The organism is Halomonas sp. TH-94 (assembly GCF_057473365.1).
In genome coordinates this window covers 1-20,251 of record NZ_JBYCKL010000085.1, presented here as the reverse complement: position 1 = coordinate 20,251, position 20,251 = coordinate 1, and the positions used below count along the sequence as shown (strand labels likewise).

Annotated in this window: 19 protein-coding genes and 1 pseudogene; 3 read left to right on the top strand and 17 right to left on the bottom strand. The window is 61.4% G+C overall.

From position 1 onward, the window contains the following. Positions 1-167: 167 nt before the first annotated feature. On the bottom strand, positions 168-518 hold the full coding sequence (locus AC2VNO_RS15995; protein ID WP_486935055.1) for a Grx4 family monothiol glutaredoxin: 351 nt from the start codon (positions 516-518) through the stop codon (positions 168-170). Between the two features lie 164 nt (positions 519-682). Here AC2VNO_RS15995 and argF point away from each other — a divergent pair, with 164 nt between their 5' ends. Next, positions 683-1,603 carry an ornithine carbamoyltransferase gene (argF, locus tag AC2VNO_RS15990; protein ID WP_486935054.1) on the top strand — a complete coding sequence of 307 codons (921 nt, stop codon included), beginning with the start codon at positions 683-685 and terminating at the stop codon, positions 1,601-1,603. 19 nt (positions 1,604-1,622) lie between these two features. Here argF and AC2VNO_RS15985 read toward each other — a convergent pair whose 3' ends face one another. From AC2VNO_RS15985 to AC2VNO_RS15970, 4 genes are all read right to left on the bottom strand, one after another. Beyond that, entirely contained in the window at positions 1,623-3,461 is a 1,839-nt protein-coding gene (locus AC2VNO_RS15985; protein WP_486935053.1) for a putative bifunctional diguanylate cyclase/phosphodiesterase, read from the bottom strand. Between the two features lie 174 nt (positions 3,462-3,635). Continuing rightward, positions 3,636-4,022, bottom strand: coding sequence for an OmpA/MotB family protein (locus AC2VNO_RS15980; RefSeq protein ID WP_486935052.1), 387 nt, complete (start codon positions 4,020-4,022; stop codon positions 3,636-3,638). Continuing rightward, the gene (locus tag AC2VNO_RS15975; RefSeq protein ID WP_486935051.1) at positions 3,943-4,323 is read right to left on the bottom strand and encodes a flagellar motor protein MotB; all 381 of its coding nucleotides are present in this window, start codon (positions 4,321-4,323) and stop codon (positions 3,943-3,945) included. The genes AC2VNO_RS15980 and AC2VNO_RS15975 overlap by 80 nt, the downstream gene beginning before the upstream one ends. Continuing rightward, entirely contained in the window at positions 4,316-5,134 is an 819-nt protein-coding gene (locus AC2VNO_RS15970) for a motility protein A (protein ID WP_228576512.1), read from the bottom strand. Before AC2VNO_RS15970 ends, AC2VNO_RS15975 begins: the two co-directional genes overlap by 8 nt. 230 nt (positions 5,135-5,364) lie before the next feature. Between AC2VNO_RS15970 and AC2VNO_RS15965 the strand changes: the two genes are divergently transcribed. After that, positions 5,365-6,138: an EAL domain-containing protein gene (locus AC2VNO_RS15965; RefSeq protein WP_486935050.1), complete on the top strand. Its 774-nt coding sequence runs from the start codon at positions 5,365-5,367 to the stop codon at positions 6,136-6,138. Positions 6,139-6,219: 81 nt separating this feature from the next. Then, on the top strand, positions 6,220-7,428 hold the full coding sequence (locus tag AC2VNO_RS15960; protein ID WP_486935049.1) for an EAL and HDOD domain-containing protein: 1,209 nt from the start codon (positions 6,220-6,222) through the stop codon (positions 7,426-7,428). On the opposite strand, the gene AC2VNO_RS15955 is transcribed toward AC2VNO_RS15960, so the two are convergent. The 12 genes and pseudogenes from AC2VNO_RS15955 to AC2VNO_RS15900 form a co-directional block, all read right to left on the bottom strand. Then, positions 7,425-8,132: an RNA polymerase sigma factor FliA gene (locus AC2VNO_RS15955; protein ID WP_486935048.1), complete on the bottom strand. Its 708-nt coding sequence runs from the start codon at positions 8,130-8,132 to the stop codon at positions 7,425-7,427. The two genes, AC2VNO_RS15960 and AC2VNO_RS15955, sit on opposite strands and share 4 nt — an antisense overlap. A 66-nt stretch (positions 8,133-8,198) precedes the next feature. Beyond that, positions 8,199-8,597, bottom strand: a complete 399-nt coding sequence (locus AC2VNO_RS15950; RefSeq protein ID WP_486935047.1) for a flagellar protein FlhE — start codon at positions 8,595-8,597, stop codon at positions 8,199-8,201. An 11-nt stretch (positions 8,598-8,608) separates the two neighbouring features. Further along, positions 8,609-9,187, bottom strand: a complete 579-nt coding sequence (locus AC2VNO_RS15945; protein ID WP_486935046.1) for a hypothetical protein — start codon at positions 9,185-9,187, stop codon at positions 8,609-8,611. Next, positions 9,187-11,379, bottom strand: a complete 2,193-nt coding sequence (gene flhF, locus AC2VNO_RS15940) for a flagellar biosynthesis GTPase FlhF (protein ID WP_486935045.1) — start codon at positions 11,377-11,379, stop codon at positions 9,187-9,189. The genes AC2VNO_RS15945 and flhF overlap by 1 nt, the downstream gene beginning before the upstream one ends. 12 nt (positions 11,380-11,391) lie before the next feature. Then, the gene (gene flhA / locus AC2VNO_RS15935; RefSeq protein WP_486935044.1) at positions 11,392-13,473 is read right to left on the bottom strand and encodes a flagellar biosynthesis protein FlhA; all 2,082 of its coding nucleotides are present in this window, start codon (positions 13,471-13,473) and stop codon (positions 11,392-11,394) included. Then, a complete protein-coding gene (gene flhB, locus AC2VNO_RS15930; protein ID WP_486935043.1) occupies positions 13,470-14,666 on the bottom strand; it encodes a flagellar biosynthesis protein FlhB in 1,197 nt (398 codons plus the stop codon). Before flhB ends, flhA begins: the two co-directional genes overlap by 4 nt. A gap of 172 nt (positions 14,667-14,838) precedes the next feature. Next, on the bottom strand, positions 14,839-15,531 hold the full coding sequence (gene cheZ / locus AC2VNO_RS15925; RefSeq protein ID WP_486935042.1) for a protein phosphatase CheZ: 693 nt from the start codon (positions 15,529-15,531) through the stop codon (positions 14,839-14,841). Positions 15,532-15,570: 39 nt separating this feature from the next. Next, complete coding sequence (gene cheY, locus AC2VNO_RS15920; protein WP_228580148.1) at positions 15,571-15,960, bottom strand: chemotaxis response regulator CheY; 390 nt, start codon at positions 15,958-15,960, stop codon at positions 15,571-15,573. Between the two features lie 73 nt (positions 15,961-16,033). After that, positions 16,034-17,794: a methyl-accepting chemotaxis protein gene (locus AC2VNO_RS15915; protein ID WP_486935041.1), complete on the bottom strand. Its 1,761-nt coding sequence runs from the start codon at positions 17,792-17,794 to the stop codon at positions 16,034-16,036. Positions 17,795-17,864: 70 nt separating this feature from the next. Then, positions 17,865-18,926 (bottom strand): protein-glutamate methylesterase/protein-glutamine glutaminase, encoded by a 1,062-nt coding sequence (locus AC2VNO_RS15910; protein ID WP_486935040.1) that lies wholly within the window; start codon positions 18,924-18,926, stop codon positions 17,865-17,867. Positions 18,927-19,061: 135 nt separating this feature from the next. Next, the gene (locus AC2VNO_RS15905; protein WP_486935039.1) at positions 19,062-19,928 is read right to left on the bottom strand and encodes a CheR family methyltransferase; all 867 of its coding nucleotides are present in this window, start codon (positions 19,926-19,928) and stop codon (positions 19,062-19,064) included. Continuing rightward, positions 19,925-20,251 (bottom strand): annotated as a pseudogene (locus AC2VNO_RS15900) (methyl-accepting chemotaxis protein); the annotation flags it as partial. The pseudogene AC2VNO_RS15900 and the gene AC2VNO_RS15905, both read right to left, overlap by 4 nt.

Below are 20,251 nucleotides of genomic sequence, written 5' to 3'. Positions count from 1 at the left end.
AGGCCTGGTACGGTCAGCGTGGTCCCGCTGGCGCCAGAATTCAATCGACTCCGCTCGGCGTTTTGGTTACTCAAGGTAAGCGCAGTTCGAGCCGCCCAGCATGAAAGAGGCCCGCGAACCGAAGCTCGCAGGCCTTGTCATGCACGGCACTCAGGGGAGGCCTAACGTCAGGCTTCGCCGCCCTCTTCCTTTGCCTTGGCACGAGCCGCGGCGTCCTTGATCAGCTTCTCGAGCTCGCCGCTCTGGTGCATCTCGCCTACGATGTCGCAGCCCCCTACCAGCTCACCTTCCACCCACAGCTGAGGAAAAGTGGGCCAGTTGGCGTACTTCGGCAGTTCTGCCCGGATATCGGGGTTGTCGAGGATATTGACGAAGGCGAAGCGCTCGCCACAGGACATCAGTGCCTGCACGGTCTGGGCCGAAAAGCCACACTGCGGCAATTGAGGCGTGCCCTTCATGTAGATCAGGATGGGATTCTCGCTGATCTGGCGCTGAATGTTCTCGATGGTAGTGCTCATGTGCGCTCCCTGTTGGAAGATATGGTGGCCGAGGTTATCGCAGGCAATACCCGAGCATGACACTCGGCCTTTCACCTCATGCCCCCATTCTACTTATCAAGAGCGAATTGCGCATCCCCCGCAGCCTGGCTAGGATGGTGGTTTTTTCGCGCGGAGAGATCGCCATGGCGACACGCCATTTTCTGACCCTGCTGGACCTGAGTCCTGAAGAGCTGCACTACCTGATCCAGCGCGCCATCACGATCAAGAACCGCCTGCGCGCCCAAGGGCCTACCTACGCTCCATTCGGCAATCGCACGCTGGCGATGATCTTCGAGAAATCGTCGACGCGTACCCGGGTTTCCTTCGAAACCGCCATGGCCCACTTCGGCGGACACGCGCTGTTTCTCTCTCCGCGCGATACCCAGCTTGGCCGCGGCGAGCCGATCGAGGATACCGCCCGGGTGCTGGCGGAAATGGTCGATATCGTGATGATTCGCACCTTCTCTCATGCCGGTCTCGAAACCTACGCCTCCGCCAGCTCGGTACCGGTGATCAATGCGCTCTCCGACGACTACCACCCCTGCCAGCTGCTGGCCGACGTGATGACCTGGACAGAGCTGCGGGGCAGCGTGCGCGGTCGCACCGCCGTATGGATCGGCGATGGCAACAACATGTGCCACTCGTGGATCAACGCCGCACGCCAGTTCGACTTCCAGCTGCGAATCTGCTGTCCCGAGGGCTACGAGCCACGCCAGGACATCCTCGCAGCCGCTGGCGATCGGGTCACGCTGCTGCGCGACCCTGCCGAAGCCGTCACCGGGGCCGACCTGGTCACCACGGACGTGTGGGCCTCCATGGGCCAAGAGGATGAGCAGGCCAAGCGGGAAGCCGACTTCAGCGGGTTCCAGGTCAGCGAAGCCCTTCTCGACCAGGCCAAGCCCGACGTGCTGTTCCTGCACTGCCTGCCGGCCCACCGCGGCGAGGAGATCAGCGAGACGCTGCTCGAAGATCCGCGTGCAGTGGTCTGGCAGGAGGCCGGCAATCGACTTCATGCGCAGAAGGCGCTCATCGAATTTTTGCTACTGGGCCGAGTCGACCACTGAGCCCTTGCACCGCCGGGAGTTACCTTCCGGCGGTAGCTGCCAACTCCCTAAGCTGCCCCCTCAATGTGCTCATCGGCACAGGACGGCCGAAGAGATAGCCCTGGAAGGCGTGGCAGCCCTGCTGCTCCAGCCAATCACGATGCGCCTGGGTTTCCACTCCCTCGGCAATCACTTCCAGTCCCAGGTTGCGAGCCAGGTCGATGATCGAGGCGCAAATCACCTCGTTGGCGCCATCCTCGAAAAGCGGCCGCACGAAGGACTGGTCGATTTTCAACTGATCGAGTGGCAGCCGATTGAGGTAACTCAGCGACGAGTAGCCAGTGCCGAAATCATCCAGCGAGAACCGTACCCCAAGCGCCTTGATGCGAAGCATGGCGTCACGTACGGCATCCGGCTCCTGCAGGAACAGGTTTTCGGTAAGCTCGAGCTTCAACCGCTCGGGGCAGGCACCGGTCACTTGGAGTACTTCCTCCAGACGCTCGACGAAGTCGGCTTGCTGAAACTGTAGCGGGCTGATGTTGACAGCCATGCTCAAGCCCGCAGTCTCAGCATCCCCAGCCCAATCGGCCAACTGCCGGCAGGCCGTCATGAGCGCCCAATGGCCGATCGAGATGATCAGGTAACTCTCTTCGGCTATGGGGATGAAATCGTAAGGGGGCACCATGCCATACTCAGGATGGCGCCAGCGCAGCAGAGCCTCTACACCCGTGACTGAGCCGTGCCGGTCCACCTGGACTTGATAATGGAGCTGCAGTTCGTCTCGCCGCTCCGCCTGACGCAGTTCACTCTCGAACAGAGCTCGCCTCACCGCAACCGCCTGCATGGTCGGATCGAAGAAGCGCCAGGTGTTACGGCCGGCCTGCTTCGCCTGGTACATGGCCATTTCGGCCTGCTGCAAGGTTTCATCGGCGTCGCTGGCCCCGTCGTTGAGCAGCGTGATACCGATACTGCCGGACAGCAAGTGGCGACGCTGACCGAGCCAGCAGGGCTCGGCCAGCTTGCTCAAGAGACGGGAGGCCACTCGCTCAATTCGCTGCGAGGCATCGACGACCGAGTGCCCCAGCTCCTCGACCAGTATCACGAACTCGTCGCCACCCAGCCGCGCCACCAGGACGGAATCGCCGCTGACCTCCGCAATGCGCTTGGCAGTCAACTGCAGCAGCTCATCGCCCGCCTGGTGACCGAGGCTGTCATTGACGTGCTTGAAGCCGTCCAGATCAATGAACATCAGCGCCCCCTGCTGCCCCTCGACGGTATACTTTCGCAGCGCGTGCGCCATGCGGTCCAGCAGCATGCGTCGATTGGGCAGGCCCGTGAGCGGGTCGTAAAACGCGAGACGATGCGCTTCCTGTTCGGCAGCGCGGCGCAGTGTGATATCACTGAGCGTGGCCACATAATGACTCGGCTTTCCCGCACCATCCTTGACGGCACTTATGGTGACCCACTGAGGATAGATTTCGCCATTCTTGCGGCGATTCCACACCTCACCCTGCCAGCTGCCCTGTGCGTGAATGCAGGTCCACATCTCGCGATAGAAATCGGCATCGTGACGCCCTGAGTTCAGAATGCGGGGATTCACGCCCAACACCTCTTCGGCCCGATATCCGGTTATGCGCTCGAAGGTGGGGTTGACCTTGCATATATTCCCCTTGGCATCGGTGATGAACATGCCCAAGTGGGTGTCGAACGCCAGTGCCGCGATGTCGAGCTCCGCCTGCAGCGACTCATTCAATTGGAGCAAATGCTTTTCGCTGTGAAAGAGCGCCTCCTCGGCGCGGGCCAGGCGCCGAGATTGACGCAGCAGTACGCCACCCAGCACCGCCATGATACTGCCCCCCACACCTATGGGTGCGGCCACGTCGCGCCAGTCCGCCCATAGCAGAACTGACGTCAGCGGCAATATCGCCGCGCTACAGAGGAGCGCAGCCTGCCAGGCCGGCCAACGCCGATACGACGGTGGCTTCCGGCCTGCCCCTTTTGCCGTCATGCGGTGTCCTTATAGCGAGCAACAATGACTTATTCGGTCACGGGCCTAATGTTCCGTCAGCTGTTGGTGCAACAGCAGTTCGACACGTCGATTGGCAGCACGCCCTTCCAGGGTTTCATTGCTTTCCATGGGTCGTGTGTCGGCATAGCCCACCGCGCGAAGTCGGCCGGCATTCACCCCAATCTCGGAGAGATAACGCAGCACGGCAATGGCGCGGGCGGAAGAGAGCTCCCAATTGGAAGGAAATTGAGCCGTGGCAATGGGGATATCGTCGGTATGCCCCTCAACCGAAACATCTCCTTCAAACGTCTCGAGTACCTCATGCAGGCCGCTCAGCACCCGTCGGCCTTGCTCAGTCAGAGTGGCCTGCCCGCTGCTGAACAGAAGATTGTCGTCGATCCGCAGCGTGATGCCCTGCCGCCCCTCGGCCACGCTGACCCCCCTCTATGTCGAGATTCGGCAGGCGAGGTTGTAGACCATCGTGACGAGGCTTGAGCCCGGCCCCTGCCACCATCCGCGCCGCCGCCTCGGCCTGGGGTGAGATCGCCGAAGCCACTTCGCCGGCATAGCGGCTTCCCTGTACGGCAAGGCCGTTTCCTGCCAGTGAAAGCAGCAGCACGAACAGCGTGATCAACAGAGTCAGCACATCCAGGTAGCTGACCAGCCAACCCTCCCCGTCACCATCACCGGTGGCTGGTGGGTTGAGAAGATCTCGCGTGCTGCGATCAAGCATTGCGAGCCTGCTCGTCGATGGCGTCCTGCCTGGCCACGATGGGGTCGCGGATTTCGTCGTGATAGTTGACCACGAAGGAGTTGAGGGTTTCTTCGATGAAGGAGGGCAGACGACGCTTGGTGATCAACGAAATACCCTCGAGCACCATGTTCATGGCAATCAGGCGCTCTTCAGTACGCCGCTCGAGCTTCACCGCAATCGGTTTGAAAACCAGGTTGGCCAGCAGAATGCCATAGAAGGTCGTCAGCAAAGCCACGGCCATACGCGGGCCGATCACATGCAGGTCGCCGGACTCCATCACTTCGAGCATGTTCACCAGCCCGACCAGAGTTCCGATCATGCCGAACGCTGGGGCATAGGTGGCCATGGTACGAAAGATCTGGGCTTCGGCGTGTTCACGTGCCTTGAGCCGGGCGATTCGCCAGCGCAGCAGATCGAAGATCTCCTCTTCCTTGGTATTGGCGATGACCAATTGAATGCCCGTACGCAAGAAGGGGTTTCGCGCTTTCTCGAGCGCCGCTTCGACGGCCCGGACGTCACCCTTGAACCACAGCCGAGAGATGTCCACCAGCTCCTTGATGTCATCCCTCATGTAGGTGTTCTCACGCCGAAACACCAGACCCACCAGGCGCACCACACGAACGACCTCCTTGAGCGGGTAGCTGATGAAGGTAGCAGCCATGGTGCCTGCGAGAACGATGGCAAGGCCCGGCAGGTTGAGAAAGCTCTGGGGCGATTCGGCAGTGAAGAACAGCACGCTGACCAAAAGTACGACACTGGCGAACATACCGATGAGGGTTGAAGGATTCATTCAGGCTCCTGGAGATGCGGGGCATCGAGTCTAACGATTTTTATCGGCAGCGAAAGAGGGCACTTTAAAGAAACCAAGGCGCCACCCCCACTGTTCTTGATCCACATCAATTCAATGTCTCTTACTAAAGTTCCCTCTTTGCCTGCCGATAGGGAATAAATCACGGTTCTGTTCGCCTGCGGCACAGAAAAAACCACCAGCTGGCCGAAGGCGGCCAGAGAGGAAACGACATGCAACGGTGCGCCGAGAAAGACGGGGCCTGCGAACGCTGCGAAGGAGCACTGCCCTTCACGTTCACCATGGCTTTCCAGCCTATCGTCGATCTGAACGCAGCCAAGATCACGACCTACGAGGCACTCGTCAGAGGTCCGGCGGGCGAGTCTGCCGCCAGCATTCTGGCCCAGGTGACCCCGCGCCTTCTCTACCGCTTCGATCAGGCCTGTCGCATCCGTGCCATCGAACTCGCCAGTCAGCTCGGCATGCAGGAAAGCCTGTCGATCAACTTTCTGCCCAATGCCGTCTACGAACCCCAAGCCTGCATTCAGGCTACCTTGGCCATCTCCAGCAAGGTTGGCTGGCCAGTGGAGCGATTGGTGTTCGAGGTCACCGAAACCGAAAAGGTCCAGGACCAACACCTGCGCAACATCATCGAGGCCTACCGGAGCATGGGCTTCATGACCGCGCTTGATGATTTCGGCAACGGCTTCGCCAACCTCGACCTGTTGACGGAACTGCACCCGGACCGGCTCAAGCTCGACCGCGCCTTGATCATGAGCTGCGACCAGGACACGCGCCGCCAGGCCATCCTCAGGGCACTCGTCGGCCTTGCAGGCGAACTGAACATCGATCTGGTCGCCGAAGGCGTGGAAACACGTGAGGAAGCACTCTGGCTTGGCCGTCACGGCATCACTCAGCAGCAAGGCTTCTTTCATGCCCGCCCCAGCCTCGAGAGTCTGTCTCCCGATCTCGAGCCAACTCTCGCGGCTTTGCGCCAAGCGCTGTAGAACCGGGGCCTTCGCCGCCGTAACATCAGCAAACATTAAATATACCTGGGTGCAGCAACACTCAGCAGGGAGCCAAGCAGCATGTCCGGACCTAGGGAACCAGAGCCTTTCACCATCGCCCTTCACCCGGTTCACGATGCCAGCCATCACCATGTGGCCGATCGCCTCGTCTACGGCCGGCACGTCGAAGCCGATGACGAAGTCGAAGATCTGATGTCTGCCACGGCCCGGGCACTGGCGAGTGCTGTGTACGAGCTGGGCGATGCCGGTCTGCTGGGCGATAGAACGCTGTTCATCGACCTACCCCTGGAGTGGCTGGACCGCCCGGAGCTGCTTCCCACGCCGGCACCACGCCTGGCCCTCGGGATCGCCGAGGTCGGCTCCATCGATGCCGAGTTGCTCGAGCGTCTGGACGACATTCGTGAGCGCGGCTACCGGGTCATCATGCCTTCCCGCCTGATCAAGCAGGATGTCGGCACCATGCTTGGCCGCTGCGATATCATTCTGCTCACGTCACCCAGCGACCTCGATGAACAGACGCTGGAAAAGCTCCCGGCACGTAACATAAAACTGCTGGTCGAAAATCTCGACAGTCGCCAGGCGCTGGAGCGCTATCAGGCGATGGGCTGTGACTACTACCATGGCCAATACTTGGCGCATCCCAGCTTCATTGCCTCTCAGCCGCGCGGGCGCCACGGTAACCGGGCCGCACAAATCCGTCTCATCCGCGCCCTTTACGAGGACAACAGCGACCTGAACCGGATGCACGAACTGGTGGTGCAAGTGCCGCATCTCCACGTGGCCATTCTGCGCCGTGCAAATTCTTCCTATTTCAATCGCGGTGGCAAGGCAGTGGATCTGCATCGAGCGGTACAGGTACTCGGGCTGATCGAATTGCGGCGCCTGATCCTGACGCTGACCCTGGCCAGCTTGCAGCCCTCATCTCGCATCGTACTGCGCATGGCGCTTGTTCGTGCCTTCATGTGCCGGAATCTTGCTGCCCCCTTCCCCACCCTGGATCCCGAGGATGCCTTCACCACGGGTCTGTTCTCGCTGATGGACGCCCTGCTCGAGGAGGATCGCAGCACCCTGCTCGAGCACCTGCCGCTTGGCTTGCCCATCATCGAAGCCTTGAAGTACCGTGTCGGGCCGCTAGGCGCCGTGCTTACCCTTTGCGAAAATCATGAGCGGCAGGTAGAAGCTGCCATCGACGATGTGCCAGCCGACCGACTCCACGCCTGCTACATGGAAGCCTTGGCGAGTACCAAAGCGCTGATGGACAACCTTTAGTCGTCGCTCTCGGCCAGGCGTACGCGCAACCGGCTCACGGCCTGGCTATGCAACTGGCATACCCGCGATTCGGTGACCCCGAGCACGACGCCGATCTCCTTGAGGTTGAGCTCTTCCTGGTAGTACAGCGCCATCAGCAGCTTTTCCCGCTCGGGTAACGCCTCGATGCCCTCGACCAACTGCTGACGCTTCTCCGCATCGATCAGCATGCGGTAAGGCGTATCGATGGTGGCATCCTCGATGCCGGGCTCTACGCCTTCCGACACCAGCACCTCGAAAGGCAGCAGGTGACCGCTGTTGGTATCGTTCAACAGTTGTCGGTACTCTGCGAGTCCCATCTCGAGCTCAGCGGCAATCTCATTCTCCTCCGCCGGCCTGCCCAGCTGCTGCTCCAGACGACGCACGGCTTCATCGACCGCCCGTGCATTGCGCCTCACGCTGCGTGGCAACCAATCGCGGCTGCGCAGCTCATCCAGCATGGCGCCTCGAATACGCTGGCTGGCGAAGGTAGCGAAGCTGGCGCCTTGACTGGCGTCGAAACGACCCATCGCTTCCAGCAACCCTACCGTACCGGCCTGAATCAAATCATCGAGCTCGATACTTGCGGGTAGACGAACCTGCATCGACAGCGCCTGGCGCCTCACCAGCGGCAGGTACTCTTCCAGCAGGTCCGACTGTTCTATCTTGCCTCGTGCTGTGTACATGCTCTTGCTCTCGCGGCTGACGGTTCCCTCGAGCATCGCTTCACCATGCTCGACGAGTCAGATTCACTACAGGTTGTGATGATTCACTATCACCTGCAGCCCCTGCAGGGTCGCAGCGCGCTGGCCACGCTCCTGCAGGGAGAACTGAAAGTAAAGTGGGGTATCGGCCGGCATACCGGCCAGCGCCTCGGTCTGTCCTCGTGAGCCAGGCAGTGGCACACATCCCCCCATGTGGCAAAGCCAGGCATTCACCTCTCTCCCTGCCAGTGGCTGATACTGCCAGTTCACCCGGCCCATTACCTGGCCTTGGGCCAGCTCCGGCGTTGGAGGTAGAAGAGCGGCGGACATTGCCGGACGTTCGCTCATCACCACCTGGACGGCAGGGGCCGTCGCTACCCAGCTACCCGCAGCCTGGGCCAAGCCCGCCCAGGCTCCACATATGGCCAGGATAACGATACCTTGCAAGACCCGTGGCTTCATCGCGCCAATACCAACAGTTCGATGCCAAAGTATGCTTCCGCCACATATTGAAGATTACTCAGCAGGCCTTCACGCCCCACCCCCGGCGGATGCACGGCGATCAGACGCTGCGGCCCGCCCTGCTCGGCGATCTGCTGGAGCATGCGATAGCCGCGGCGAAAGGCCTCCAGGTCATCGTCTACCCAAAGCGCCCAATGGGATTGCTGTGCTGCCAACAGGGGCAGATGTGAGCTATTGATCGGTAACGCCACGATACGCCAGGCACGCGGATTGCCGACCCAGCGCCTACCCTCCCGTGCCCAGCTCTCAAATAGCTCGGTTACCCGGGCTGTATGCCGCTCCGCCGTGCCCGCCAGCCCCAGCACCATCAGCGTCAGCTCCTGGTCGCTGCGAGGCTTGGGCGGCTTGATCGCCCCACTCGTGGGGACCGGCTGGGCAGCCGAGCGCTTCGATGGATCCCCGGGAGCTATCTCCGCGGCGAGTTCGACCAGCATTTCAGCCACGTGTAACGGGCAGTCGTCCTGCGATGTACCGTTCGCCCATTGGCGCAGGCCCGCGGCCTGGTCCCATCCCATCAACTTGACTCCCTTTCACCAAGGCCAAGGTGGCGAATGGCATCGCGCACCAGAAATAGCTGTATCAATGCTTCGAGCAATGCCACGTCGCGGCGACGACGCTTGCCGCCACTGAGTCCGAGCAGCTCGGCTCTGAGATCCATGGCCTTCTCGTCTTCGGCAAGATCGAGATGAGCAGCCACCGTGGCCAGACCACTGGCCATCAGCAGGCGCACGTCAGCGCGCATCTCACCGATCTCACTGGAATCGAGACGCTGCCAGGCGCGCCGAGTCAGCTGAGGCAGTACGTCACCCTGCAAAAGCGAAAGCAGCAGCGGTTGAACTTCTTCTCCCAGCCTTTCAGGCGTGACCCAGCAGCGCCTGACTAGGATCTTGCCGCTTTCTTCGTCGCGTACCTGGCCAAACCAGGCCCTCACTTCGAGAGCAGCCGAGTCGCGACGGCTCCCTTTGAAGTGGACGCCGACAGGCAAGGAGGTCAATACCAGCCGCGCCGCCTCGCCGCGGAAACGACAGCGCACCTGACCTACGGACTCGGCTACCGCTTCGAGCCCGCTCAATGTCTGGCGCTCTCCCGCAAATTCGACACGCAGGCTGCCCCTGACCTGGCTGCACCATGTAAATCGCTGACGCTCGAGCCACTCGCCGGCATCGCCATCGGGAAGCCCATTGAGGAGATGAAGGGCTATCTCGTGCTGCTCCAGCGCCGCTTCAAGACGTGCCTGCTGCCCTGCCACCTGACGGTGCTGAAGCAAAGGCAACGCCAACCAGGCGCCTTCCGCGCTGAGTGCCACATCCGGCATCGCCCAGCTCTCTCCCGCAACACGCCGCCTTTCGTTCCAGAGCATGCCCAGCGCCTGCCCCGGCCAGGGATATTCCCCCAGAAGCGTATCCAGGCGCTGCTGCTGCACCGAAATAGGCAGGCCCAGCATATTCCACACCGCCTCGAGCCCGCCGAACGCCGGCAATCGCTGGCGCAACGCCTCCAGCACCGTCGCCAGACGACGTCCCTGGCCCAGCAGATTGCCGGCGCCCCTGGCCGCCCCTTCGCTGGGCGTCGACCGTGACACCGCACGGGGCAACGGGACGCGACTGGCAAGACAGTGTTCGATGAGGTCGGCAGGTTCGGCCAGCGCCATATCCTCCGGCACACGCTGCCCATGAGAGACGAACAGCAGCCTCAACCCATGGCGCATGATGATATCGAGTGCCGGCGCCAGCCTGCCTGCCTCGTCCTGCTTGGTGATGATGCAGTCGTGCAGCTCGCCGCCGGCTGCTTGAGCCGCCTGACGGTAGCGCACCACCACCTCTTCCAACGTTTCCGGTTGGCTGGCCGCATTGAGCAGCAGCACCAGCCGTACCGAGGTGTCACCGCCGCGCAGGTGACCCACTTGCTCGATCACACGCTGGTCACGCTGACTCATGCCCACGGTATCGATGATGATCCATGACTTGCCCTTCACTCGCGCCAACAGATCGGAAACCGGCTGATCGGCATTCAGGGCATACATGGGGACATCGAGCAGTCGCGAATAGATACGCAGCTGCTCATGCGCGCCGATACGAAAGCTGTCCGTGGTGACCAGCGCCACCGGGCGAGTGCCGTGACGCATGACATAGCGCGCCGCCAGTTTTGCGGTGGTGGTCGTCTTTCCCACACCGGTGGGCCCGATCAGGGCCACGATGCCGGTACGATCCATGAAAGCCGCCTCATCTTCCAGCCCGACGAGGCGCTTGGCCAGCTGCCGCGAGAGCCAGGCCATCGCGCGGTCGTCCCCTTCATGGGCGAGCGCGAGCTCTTCCGGCAGTGTCGCGACCACATCTTCCGCCAGCGACTGGCTGAAGCCGGCTTCCAGCATGATGCGCAGGATGGGCTCACCAGAAGTCCCGGTGGCTGCCGTGGTGTCTTTCTCACGGGAGAGCAGCGCACGCATGTCACGCATCTCTTCCAGCAGCCTCGCGCTCATGGCTTCGAAGGCCTGGGCCGGATCCGAGCTGACAGGTGTCGCCTGCCTGGCGGGCGGCGGTTCCTGTCGCGGCACATCGGCAGGTTCCGAGGTTGCTGCCGATTCGGCCATGGCCAGGATCTCGACTCCCTGCTCGGTTCGCCGATTGGCCAGAATCAGGGCTTCGTCTCCCAGTGCCGTACGCACCTGGCGCATGGCTTCACGACTGTTGGCTCCAACGAACCGCATGACACTCATCGTTTATCGACCTCCCACCAGCGTCGTGACGCGCAGTGTACGATCATCGGGTATCTCCGCCTGCGACATGACCACCAGATGGCGCATGCGCCGGCGCAGGAAGCGGGCTATCAGCGGGCGCAAGCTGTGCTGTACCACCAGCACCGGCGGCTCTCCGCTGGCTTCATGTCGCTCCAGGGCCTGTTCGGCCTGGCTCATCAGCGTTTGCGCCAAACCAGGCTCGAGCGCACCGTTACCATTCATTGCCTGCAGCAGCACTTGCTCGAGCTGGGCATCCAGACCGATCACGTTCAGCGTATCGCGTCCCGGGAACCACTGCTGCGTGATAGCGCGCCCCAGGGCGATACGAACCAGTGCGGTCAGCTCGCTGGTATCCTGCTGATGCGGCGCATGCTCAGCCAGCGTATCCAGGATAGTGCGCATGTCGCGTATCGAAACATCCTCCTCCAGCAGATTCTGCAGGATTCGCTGCAGTGCCGTCAGAGTAACCGCCTTGGGCACCACGTCGTCCACCAGAGATTTCTGATCGTCACCCAGCTTGTCCAACAGTTTCTGGACTTCCTGCCGGCCCAGCATTTCGGGGGCGTGACGATGCAACAGGTGGTTGAGGTGGGTGGCAATTACCGTGCCGGCATCGACCACGGTATAGCCGTAGACCTGTGCGTGCTCACGCTGGCCGGCATCGATCCAGATGGCCGGCAGGCCAAAGGCGGGGTCGGCGGTCGGCGTGCCCTGCAACTGGCCGGTCACCTGGCCGGGATCGATGGCAAGCCACTGACCCGGGAACGCCTCGGCGCGGCCAATCTCGGCGCCCTTGAGGGTAATCAAATACGCGTTGGCCCCGAGCTCCAGATTGTCGCGGATATGCACCACTGCAGGCAGGAACCCCACCTCCTGGGCGAACTTCTTGCGTACGCTCTTGATACGCCCCAGCAGCTCGCCGTCCTGCCGCTGATCGACCAGGGGGATCAGGCGGTGACCGACTTCCAGGCCGAGCGTATCTACCAGCTGAACATCGTCCCAACTGGCCTCGGGCGCTTCGGGTGGCGGTGGCGCCTCGGTCTTGAGCTCCGCTTCCACCAGGCGCTGCTCCTTCTGCCGCGTCAGCATCCATGCCAGGCCGGCCAGCAGACAGGTGAAAATCAGGAATACCAGGTTGGGCATGCCCGGCACCAGACCCAGCAGACCCATGACGATAGCCGCCAGCACCAGTACCTGAGGGTTGACGAACAGCTGACTGATCATCTGCTGACCGACATCCTGGTCGGTATTGACGCGGGAAACGGTCACGCCGGCAGCGGTGGAGATGATCAAGGCGGGTATCTGGGCGACGAGGCCGTCGCCGATGGTCATCAGGGTGTAAGTAACTGCGGCGTCGCCGAAACCCATGTTGTGCTGAAGCATGCCGATCATCAGTCCGCCGATGATGTTCACGACCATGATCACCAGACCGGCCATGGCATCGCCGCGAACGAATTTACTCGCGCCATCCATGGAGCCGTAGAAATCGGCTTCCTGGGCCACCTCGGCACGCCGCTTGCGGGCGTCCTCCTCGCCGATCAGACCGGCATTGAGATCGGCATCGATGGCCATCTGCTTGCCGGGCATGGCGTCGAGCATGAAGCGCGCGCCGACTTCGGCAATGCGTCCCGCGCCCTTGGTGATAACCATGAAATTGATGATGACGAGAATCAGGAATACCACCAGACCAACGGCAAAGTTGCCACCGATGAGGAACTGGCCGAAAGCCTCGATCACTTTACCGGCAGCATCGCCGCCCTGGTGGCCTTCCATCAGGATGACCCGGGTCGAGGCAACGTTGAGCGACAGACGCAGCAGCGTGGTGAAAAGCAGTACGGCCGGGAAGGCGGCAAAATCCAGCGGCTTCTGTGTGAACATGCTGACCAGCAGCACCATCACGGCGAGCGCAATGTTGAAAGTGAACAGCAGATCGAGCGCAAACGGCGGCAGCGGCACGATCATCATGCCGAGGATCATGATGATCAGGACCGGGCCGGCCAGCAGCTTCATGCGCCCATCACCCAACCAATCGCGGCGACCGATGAGTTGACTCAATGGATTCATCGACCCGCTCCGCCGGGCACGGATGGCCCTTGATCAGTGGCGTCATTGGGCATGTCGGCAGCGGGCACTTCCAGACTCTCGGGTATGGTCAAATTCTCGGGTGTAGGCGGCACCTCTCCCCCTTCTCGTGAAACGTGCTTGAGACGGAAGGCCCAGGCCAGCACTTCCGCTACCGCAGTATAAAGGTCCAGCGGGATCTCATGATCGAGATCGACGTGATGATACAGCGCGCGGGCCAACGGCGGGGCTTGCAAAAGCGGTACGCCGGCCTCGGCGCCAAGCTCACGGATGCGCGCTGCCACCAGATCGGCCCCCTTGGCCACGACACGAGGAGCGCCCATACGCTTCTCGTCGTATTGCAGTGCCACGGCATAGTGGGTGGGGTTGGTGATGATCACATCAGCCTCCGGTACCTTGCTCATCATGCGCCCCCGGGCCATGGCCTGCTGCTGAGCACGTATGCGCGCCTTGACGTGCGGGTCACCCTCCGACTCCTTGTGCTCGCGCTTGACCTCTTCCTTGGACATTCGCAGCTTCTTCGCATGGCTCCAGAGCTGGTAGGGAACGTCAATCAGTATCACCACCAGCAGGGTCAGCACCATCAGGCCACAGGCCTGGGCTGCCATCATCAGCGCCCGTGCCAGCGCCTGGGTAGTCGGCTGATCCATCAACGCCAGGTATTCCCCGCGGTTGAAGTAGAGGTAAGCCATGCCCACCCCGCCAATCAGTGTCGACTTCGCAATGGCCTTGAACAGCTCGACCAGCGCCTGAGTGCCGAACATGCGCTTGAGCCCCTTGAAGGGGTTGAGCTTCGACATCTGCGGCTTGAGCGACTTGGCTGATATCAGCCACCCCCCCAACAGGGCCGGCGCCACCAATGCCACCACGGTCAGCAGCAGGAACAGCGGCAGCATGGTATACAGCGTTCGTGTCGCAAGATCGAGCACGTTGCTGAGCATGGGGCCGGTTTCGAAGGCCTGCTGGCGCTCGAACAGAAAGGCCTGCTCCATAACCAGTCCCAACTGATCGTAGAGCATGGCGCCCATCGACCACATGCCGACCACGCCTCCCAACAGCAACATGAAGGTGGTCAACTCACGGGAACGAGCGACCTGTCCTTCCTCACGCGACTTTTCGAGGCGTCGAGGCGTGGCCTCTTCGGTTTTTTCCTGATCGCTGCTTTGGTCGGCCATGGACTCCGCACACTTTTCCGCACGGTGGCCATTGTGGCGTTATTGAAAGGAGGGCGATACGCCAAAAAGCGCCGATGATCGTGGCTTTATCGGCCACGACCGTCGGCGCTCAGGTGGGTAGCAAGGGGAAATCGCTGCATGGCTCGGGGCGGCATGGCAGCCGCCCCTTCGTTCAGAAGCCCAGCTGATCGAGCAGGTCGTCGACCTGATCCTGATTGGACATGACGTCGGCACCCGGTTTGATCTGGGGACCGTTCAAAAGCCCCTCTTCCCTGCGGCGCGCCTCATTCTCCCACTGATCATTGGCCTTGCGCTGCATGTCTTCGCGGCTCATCCCCTCGGGAACGTTATCGATCAGCACCTGGACCAGCTGATGCTCGATCTCGCGAATGACATCCATCATCTTCTTGATCACCTGGCCCGTCAGATCCTGGAAATCCTGGGCCATCATGATCTCGAGCAGCTCCTTCTGGGTAGCCTGGGCCTTGTCGGGCACCTCAGCCAGATAGGAGCGGGTTTCCTTGACGAGGTTACGCGCCTCGTCGAGCTGCTTTGGCTCGGCGAACCACTCCGCCCAGCGCTTGTCCAGCGACTCGGCACCGCTGCTGATCGAATCCTGCAGCGGCTGCGCACGATCGATGGCATTGAGTGCACGCTCTGCTGCCTGCTCGGTCATGGTGGCCACGTAGCTCAGCCGGTCCCGTGCGTCGGGGATGGCCTCCGCCGCCTTCTCGATTTCCTTGTCCAGGCCCAGTTCACGCATGTTTTCACGCAGCATGCGTGTCAGCTGACCGATGCGCTGGACCAGATCCTCACCGGCGGCACCTGACGGATGTGCCTGGTCAGACTGCTCGTTTGCGCTCATCTTGTTCTCTCCTCCGCAGGCGGGCCTGGCCAACCGGCGTCACTTACCCAGTTTCTCGAAAATCTTGTTGAGTTTCTCTTCCAGCGTGGCGGCGGTGAAGGGCTTCACCACGTAACCGCTGGCACCAGCCTGAGCGGCGGCGATGATGTTCTCTTTCTTGGCCTCCGCCGTGACCATCAGTACCGGCAGCTCTTTCAGCGCGGCATCGGCACGGATCTGCTTGAGCATCTCCAGACCGTCGAGATTCGGCATGTTCCAGTCGGAGACGACGAATTCGAAGGAACCGGAGCGCAGTTTGCTCAGCGCTTCCTGGCCATCTTCGGCCTCTTCCACGTTGGTGTAGCCCAGCTCCTTGAGCAGGCTGCGCACGATTCGACGCATGGTGGGAAAATCGTCCACCACCAGAAAGCTCATGTTCTTGTCAGCCATCAGGGTTCCCCTCTTCTAACAGGTAATGATCTTGACGGACGATCGCCCGGACCGTCGGTGCTCTTTGAATAACTCAGAATTCTTCCCACTCGCCTTCGGCTACCGGCTCTTTCGCTTGCTTGCGGCGCGGCTTCGGATCTACCTCTGCCAGGTCGCGTGCCGGGGCTCGTGATGGAGACAGCGCCGGAACACTGCTGCGTACCGTCCCTTTTGCCGTCCCACTGGTAGTACCGGGGCCGCCATGACGCTCTTCATGCCTGGGCTCACGCTGCATGTCCCCCACCAGCCGGAACACGGCTACCGCCTGCTCGAGACGATTCGCCTGCTCTTCGAGAGATGCGGCGGCAACGGTAGCCTGCTGCACCAGCGAGGCATTTTGTTGCGTCACCTGGTCCATCTGCCCGACTGCCTGACTCACCTGCTCGATACCATCGCTCTGCTCCTGAGAAGCTGCGGATATCTCGTCCATGATGTCAGTGACCCGGCGCACCGCTCTGACCACCTCGTCCATGGTTTCGCCGGCTTGCTCGGCCAGTACCGAACCCTCCTTGACCTGCGCGACCGAACCGTCGATCAGCTCCTTGATCTCCTTGGCGGCAGTAGCACTACGGCTGGCCAGGTTACGCACCTCGCCGGCAACCACGGCAAAGCCGCGCCCCTGCTCCCCGGCCCGCGCCGCCTCTACCGAGGCATTCAGCGCCAGAATATTGGTTTGAAAGGCGATTGAATCGATGACGCTGGTGATGTCGCTGATCTTCTTGGAGCTGGCGGAGATTCCGCCCATGGTCTTGACCACGCGGTCGACCACTTCCCCACCCCGCTCGGCGGTGGATGAGGCATCCAGCGCCAGACCGCTGGCCTGACGCGCGTTGTCGGCATTCTGTCGCACGGTGGCGGTGATTTCTTCCATGCTCGAGGCCGTCTCTTGCAACGAGGCCGCCTGCTGCTCGGTACGCGAGGAGAGGTCTGTATTGCCACTGGCGATCTCGCGCGTACCGACATGGATGGAACCACTACCATCACGCACCTGCACGACAATGCGCGACAGGCTCTGCTGCATGTTACGCATGGCATTGAAGAGCTTGCCGATTTCGTTGCGACTGCCGTCGGGAATCTGACCGGTCAGGTCGGCCTTGGCTATGGCTTGAAGGTGCTTCACCGCCGAGTTGAGCGGGCGAATCACCGTGGTACGCAGCCCGACGTAGACAAATGCCAACACCACCAGGGCCAGCAGCAGCGCGCTCAAAGTGATGAATACAAAGCGATCCGACTGGGTGCGGAAATCTGCGGCCATGGCCTGGGCATTACTGAAACCATAGGCAACGAACTCCGTCATGTTATCGGCCAGCGCAGCACTCGGCTCGATCAACTGGTCACGGAGATTGCCAAATCCCGGCGTATTGAGTTCGTCCAACGCCACATGCTGCTCGCGGACGAGGCCAAGTACCATGGTGAAGTTTTGTTCGAGCTGCTCTGCCAGCTCCTGGGCCTGGGCCGACTTCGGCGCGGCAGCGAAGTTGTTCAATCGCGTCTGTGCACGCTCCATGCGGTTAGCGGCGATATCGAGCTGCTGGTTGGCATCCGCCATGCGCCCAAGCATGATCTGGTTGGAGGCGATTTCGAGACTCACCCGTGCCACGTTGAGCAGCGCATCGGCGCGATTGATCTCGTTGAGCTGTTGCACATTGATACGGTCGAGATCGGCCATGATTCTTGTTGCCTGCCGGTCCGACATGATCGAGAGCAACGACACCACCCCGATCAGCACGGCAAAGCAGATCAGGACAGCAATCATGGAAGCGTGAATACTGATGTTACGTAACAAGCGGCTCATTTAGGCGTTCCTCGCGATAAGTGACAGGCAAAGTTCCTGTTTATGTTTTTATTGTTCTGAAAATAAACATTCAGACTCGCTGGGCGCGACCGGAAGCAGCCACCAGCTCCATCAGACGTTGCGGAATGTCATCGAGACCGATCACCTCGACAGCCCCACCGACGGCAATGGCCTCTCTAGGCATACCGAAGACCACGCAGCTCGCCTCATCCTGGGCCAGGGTCGCCGATCCGGCCTGACGCATCTCCAGCAGGCCGGCGGCGCCATCCTTGCCCATGCCCGTGAGAATCACACCGATTGCGTTACGTCCGGCCTGAGTCGCCGCCGAGTGAAACAGCACGTCTACCGAAGGGCGATGCCGATTGACCGGTGGGCCGTCATCGAGCTTGGCAATATAGTTGGCACCGCTGCGCGCCAGCTTGAGATGCGCATCGCCGGGCGCGATATAGGCATGACCTGGCAGTACCCGCTCACCGTCACTCGCCTCTTTCACGGTGATGTTGCAAAGACGGTTCAAGCGTTCGGCAAAGGAGCGGGTAAAGCCACCCGGCATGTGCTGCGTAATCAAAATCGCGGGGCTGTTGGCCGGCAGGGGTTCGAGTACGGCACGGATAGCCTCTGTGCCCCCCGTGGAGGCACCGATGATGATCAGCTTTTCGCTAGACACCAAGGGGGCCTTCAGGGCCGCACGGGGCGCCGCCTGAACCTGGCGTGCCTGGCGAGGCCGCGACTTGGCGGCAGCGCGTATCTTCTCGGCGATGTCGTTGGCGTATTCCATCATGCCGCTGCGAATACCCAGCGAAGGCTTGGCGACGAAATCGACCGCCCCCAGCTCGAGGGCGCGCAGGGTGATCTCCGAGCCGGCTTGCGTCAGCGAGGAGACCATCAGCACCGGCATCGGGCGTAACCGCATGAGGCGCTCGAGAAAATCGAGACCGTCCATACGCGGCATCTCGACATCGAGCGTCAAGACATCGGGGTTGTGCTGCTTTATAAGGTCTCGTGCAACGAGCGGATCTGGCGCGACCGCCACCACTTCCATGTCCGGCTGCGAGTTGATGATCTCGGTGAGCAGATCACGAATCAGCGCCGAGTCATCAACGCACAACACCTTGATCCTGTTCGATCCCAAGGCAAGGTCTCCTGTCACGTAAGGGAGTCTTTGCGACCCAAGGCAAAAAGCACATGCCCATTTCATCGGCGTGGATGGCAAAAACTTTAGGCTCTTTCAGAAAAGTGGCGAGGTTTCGCCACTTTCGGACGGAGGCTAGGCCAAGGTGTAGACGGTCTGTCCCCGCAGGCGAAATACCTTGGTGATGTAAGAGAAATTCTCGGAATGGCCGGCAAACAACAAACCATCGGGCTTGAGCAAGGGGGCAAAGCGCTCGAGTATGCGTGTCTGGGTCTGCTTGTCGAAGTAGATCATGACGTTGCGACAGAAGATGGCATCGAATGGCCCCTTGAGTGGCCACTGTGGCGCCAGCAAGTTCATTTGCGTGAACTCCACCATATTGGAGATTTCCGGCCGTATTCTGGCCAAGCCTTCATGCTGGCCCCGCCCCTTCTGGAAGAAACGACGCACTCGGTCTTCGTCCAGCTTGCGCACCTGCTCGACGGGATAGACTCCTGCACGAGCGCGGGCCAAGGCTTCCGTATCGATGTCGGTCGCCACCACCCTCGCCTCGCTGGCGCGCGCCCCAAGGGTTTCCTGAAGGGTCATGGCGATCGAGTAGGGCTCCTCACCGGTCGAGGCGGCAGCACTCCAGACACGCACCGGACCTGAGGCCTTGCTGACATGATCGGCCAATAGCGGGAAGTGGTGCATCTCACGAAAGAAAGCAGTGAGATTGGTGGTCAGCGCGTTGGTGAACGCTTCCCACTCCTTGGCATCTGGCTGACGGGCAAGCTTCTCCAGGTAATCGCTGAAGCGAGTCAGGCCATGGTGGCGCAGGCGCTTGGCGAGACGGCTATAGACCATCTCGCGCTTGTGCTCCGCCAGCACGATCCCGGCGCGCTGATAGATCAGCTGCCGAATCTTGGAAAAATCTTCGTCGGTCAGGACCAGGTCACGCTCGAGGTGCCCCAGGCCCGACCATTGCCCCGGTTCGGAGCCGGGTGGGCGTATCTGTGTCAAAACGTCTCCCACTCTTCATCGACTGCTGCTTTGCCAGATTTGGCGGCAGCCTTCTTGCTGGGCAAAGGGTCATGTGCCAATGCCGAGAACACCACACCGGAACGCCCGGTTCTGCTATCCACGGCGCGCTTCTGTTCATGGTTCGGCACTTGCTCGGCTCCGGCGCCACGTAGACGGAAGACACGTATGGCGCGGTCGAGCAGCTCGGCCTGGCGCTGCAGGTCGTTCGCCGCACGAGCGCTCTGCTGCACGCGCTCGGCGTTCTGCTGCGTGACCTGATCCATCTCGGTGATCGCCTGGTTGATCTGGCCGATACCGCTGCT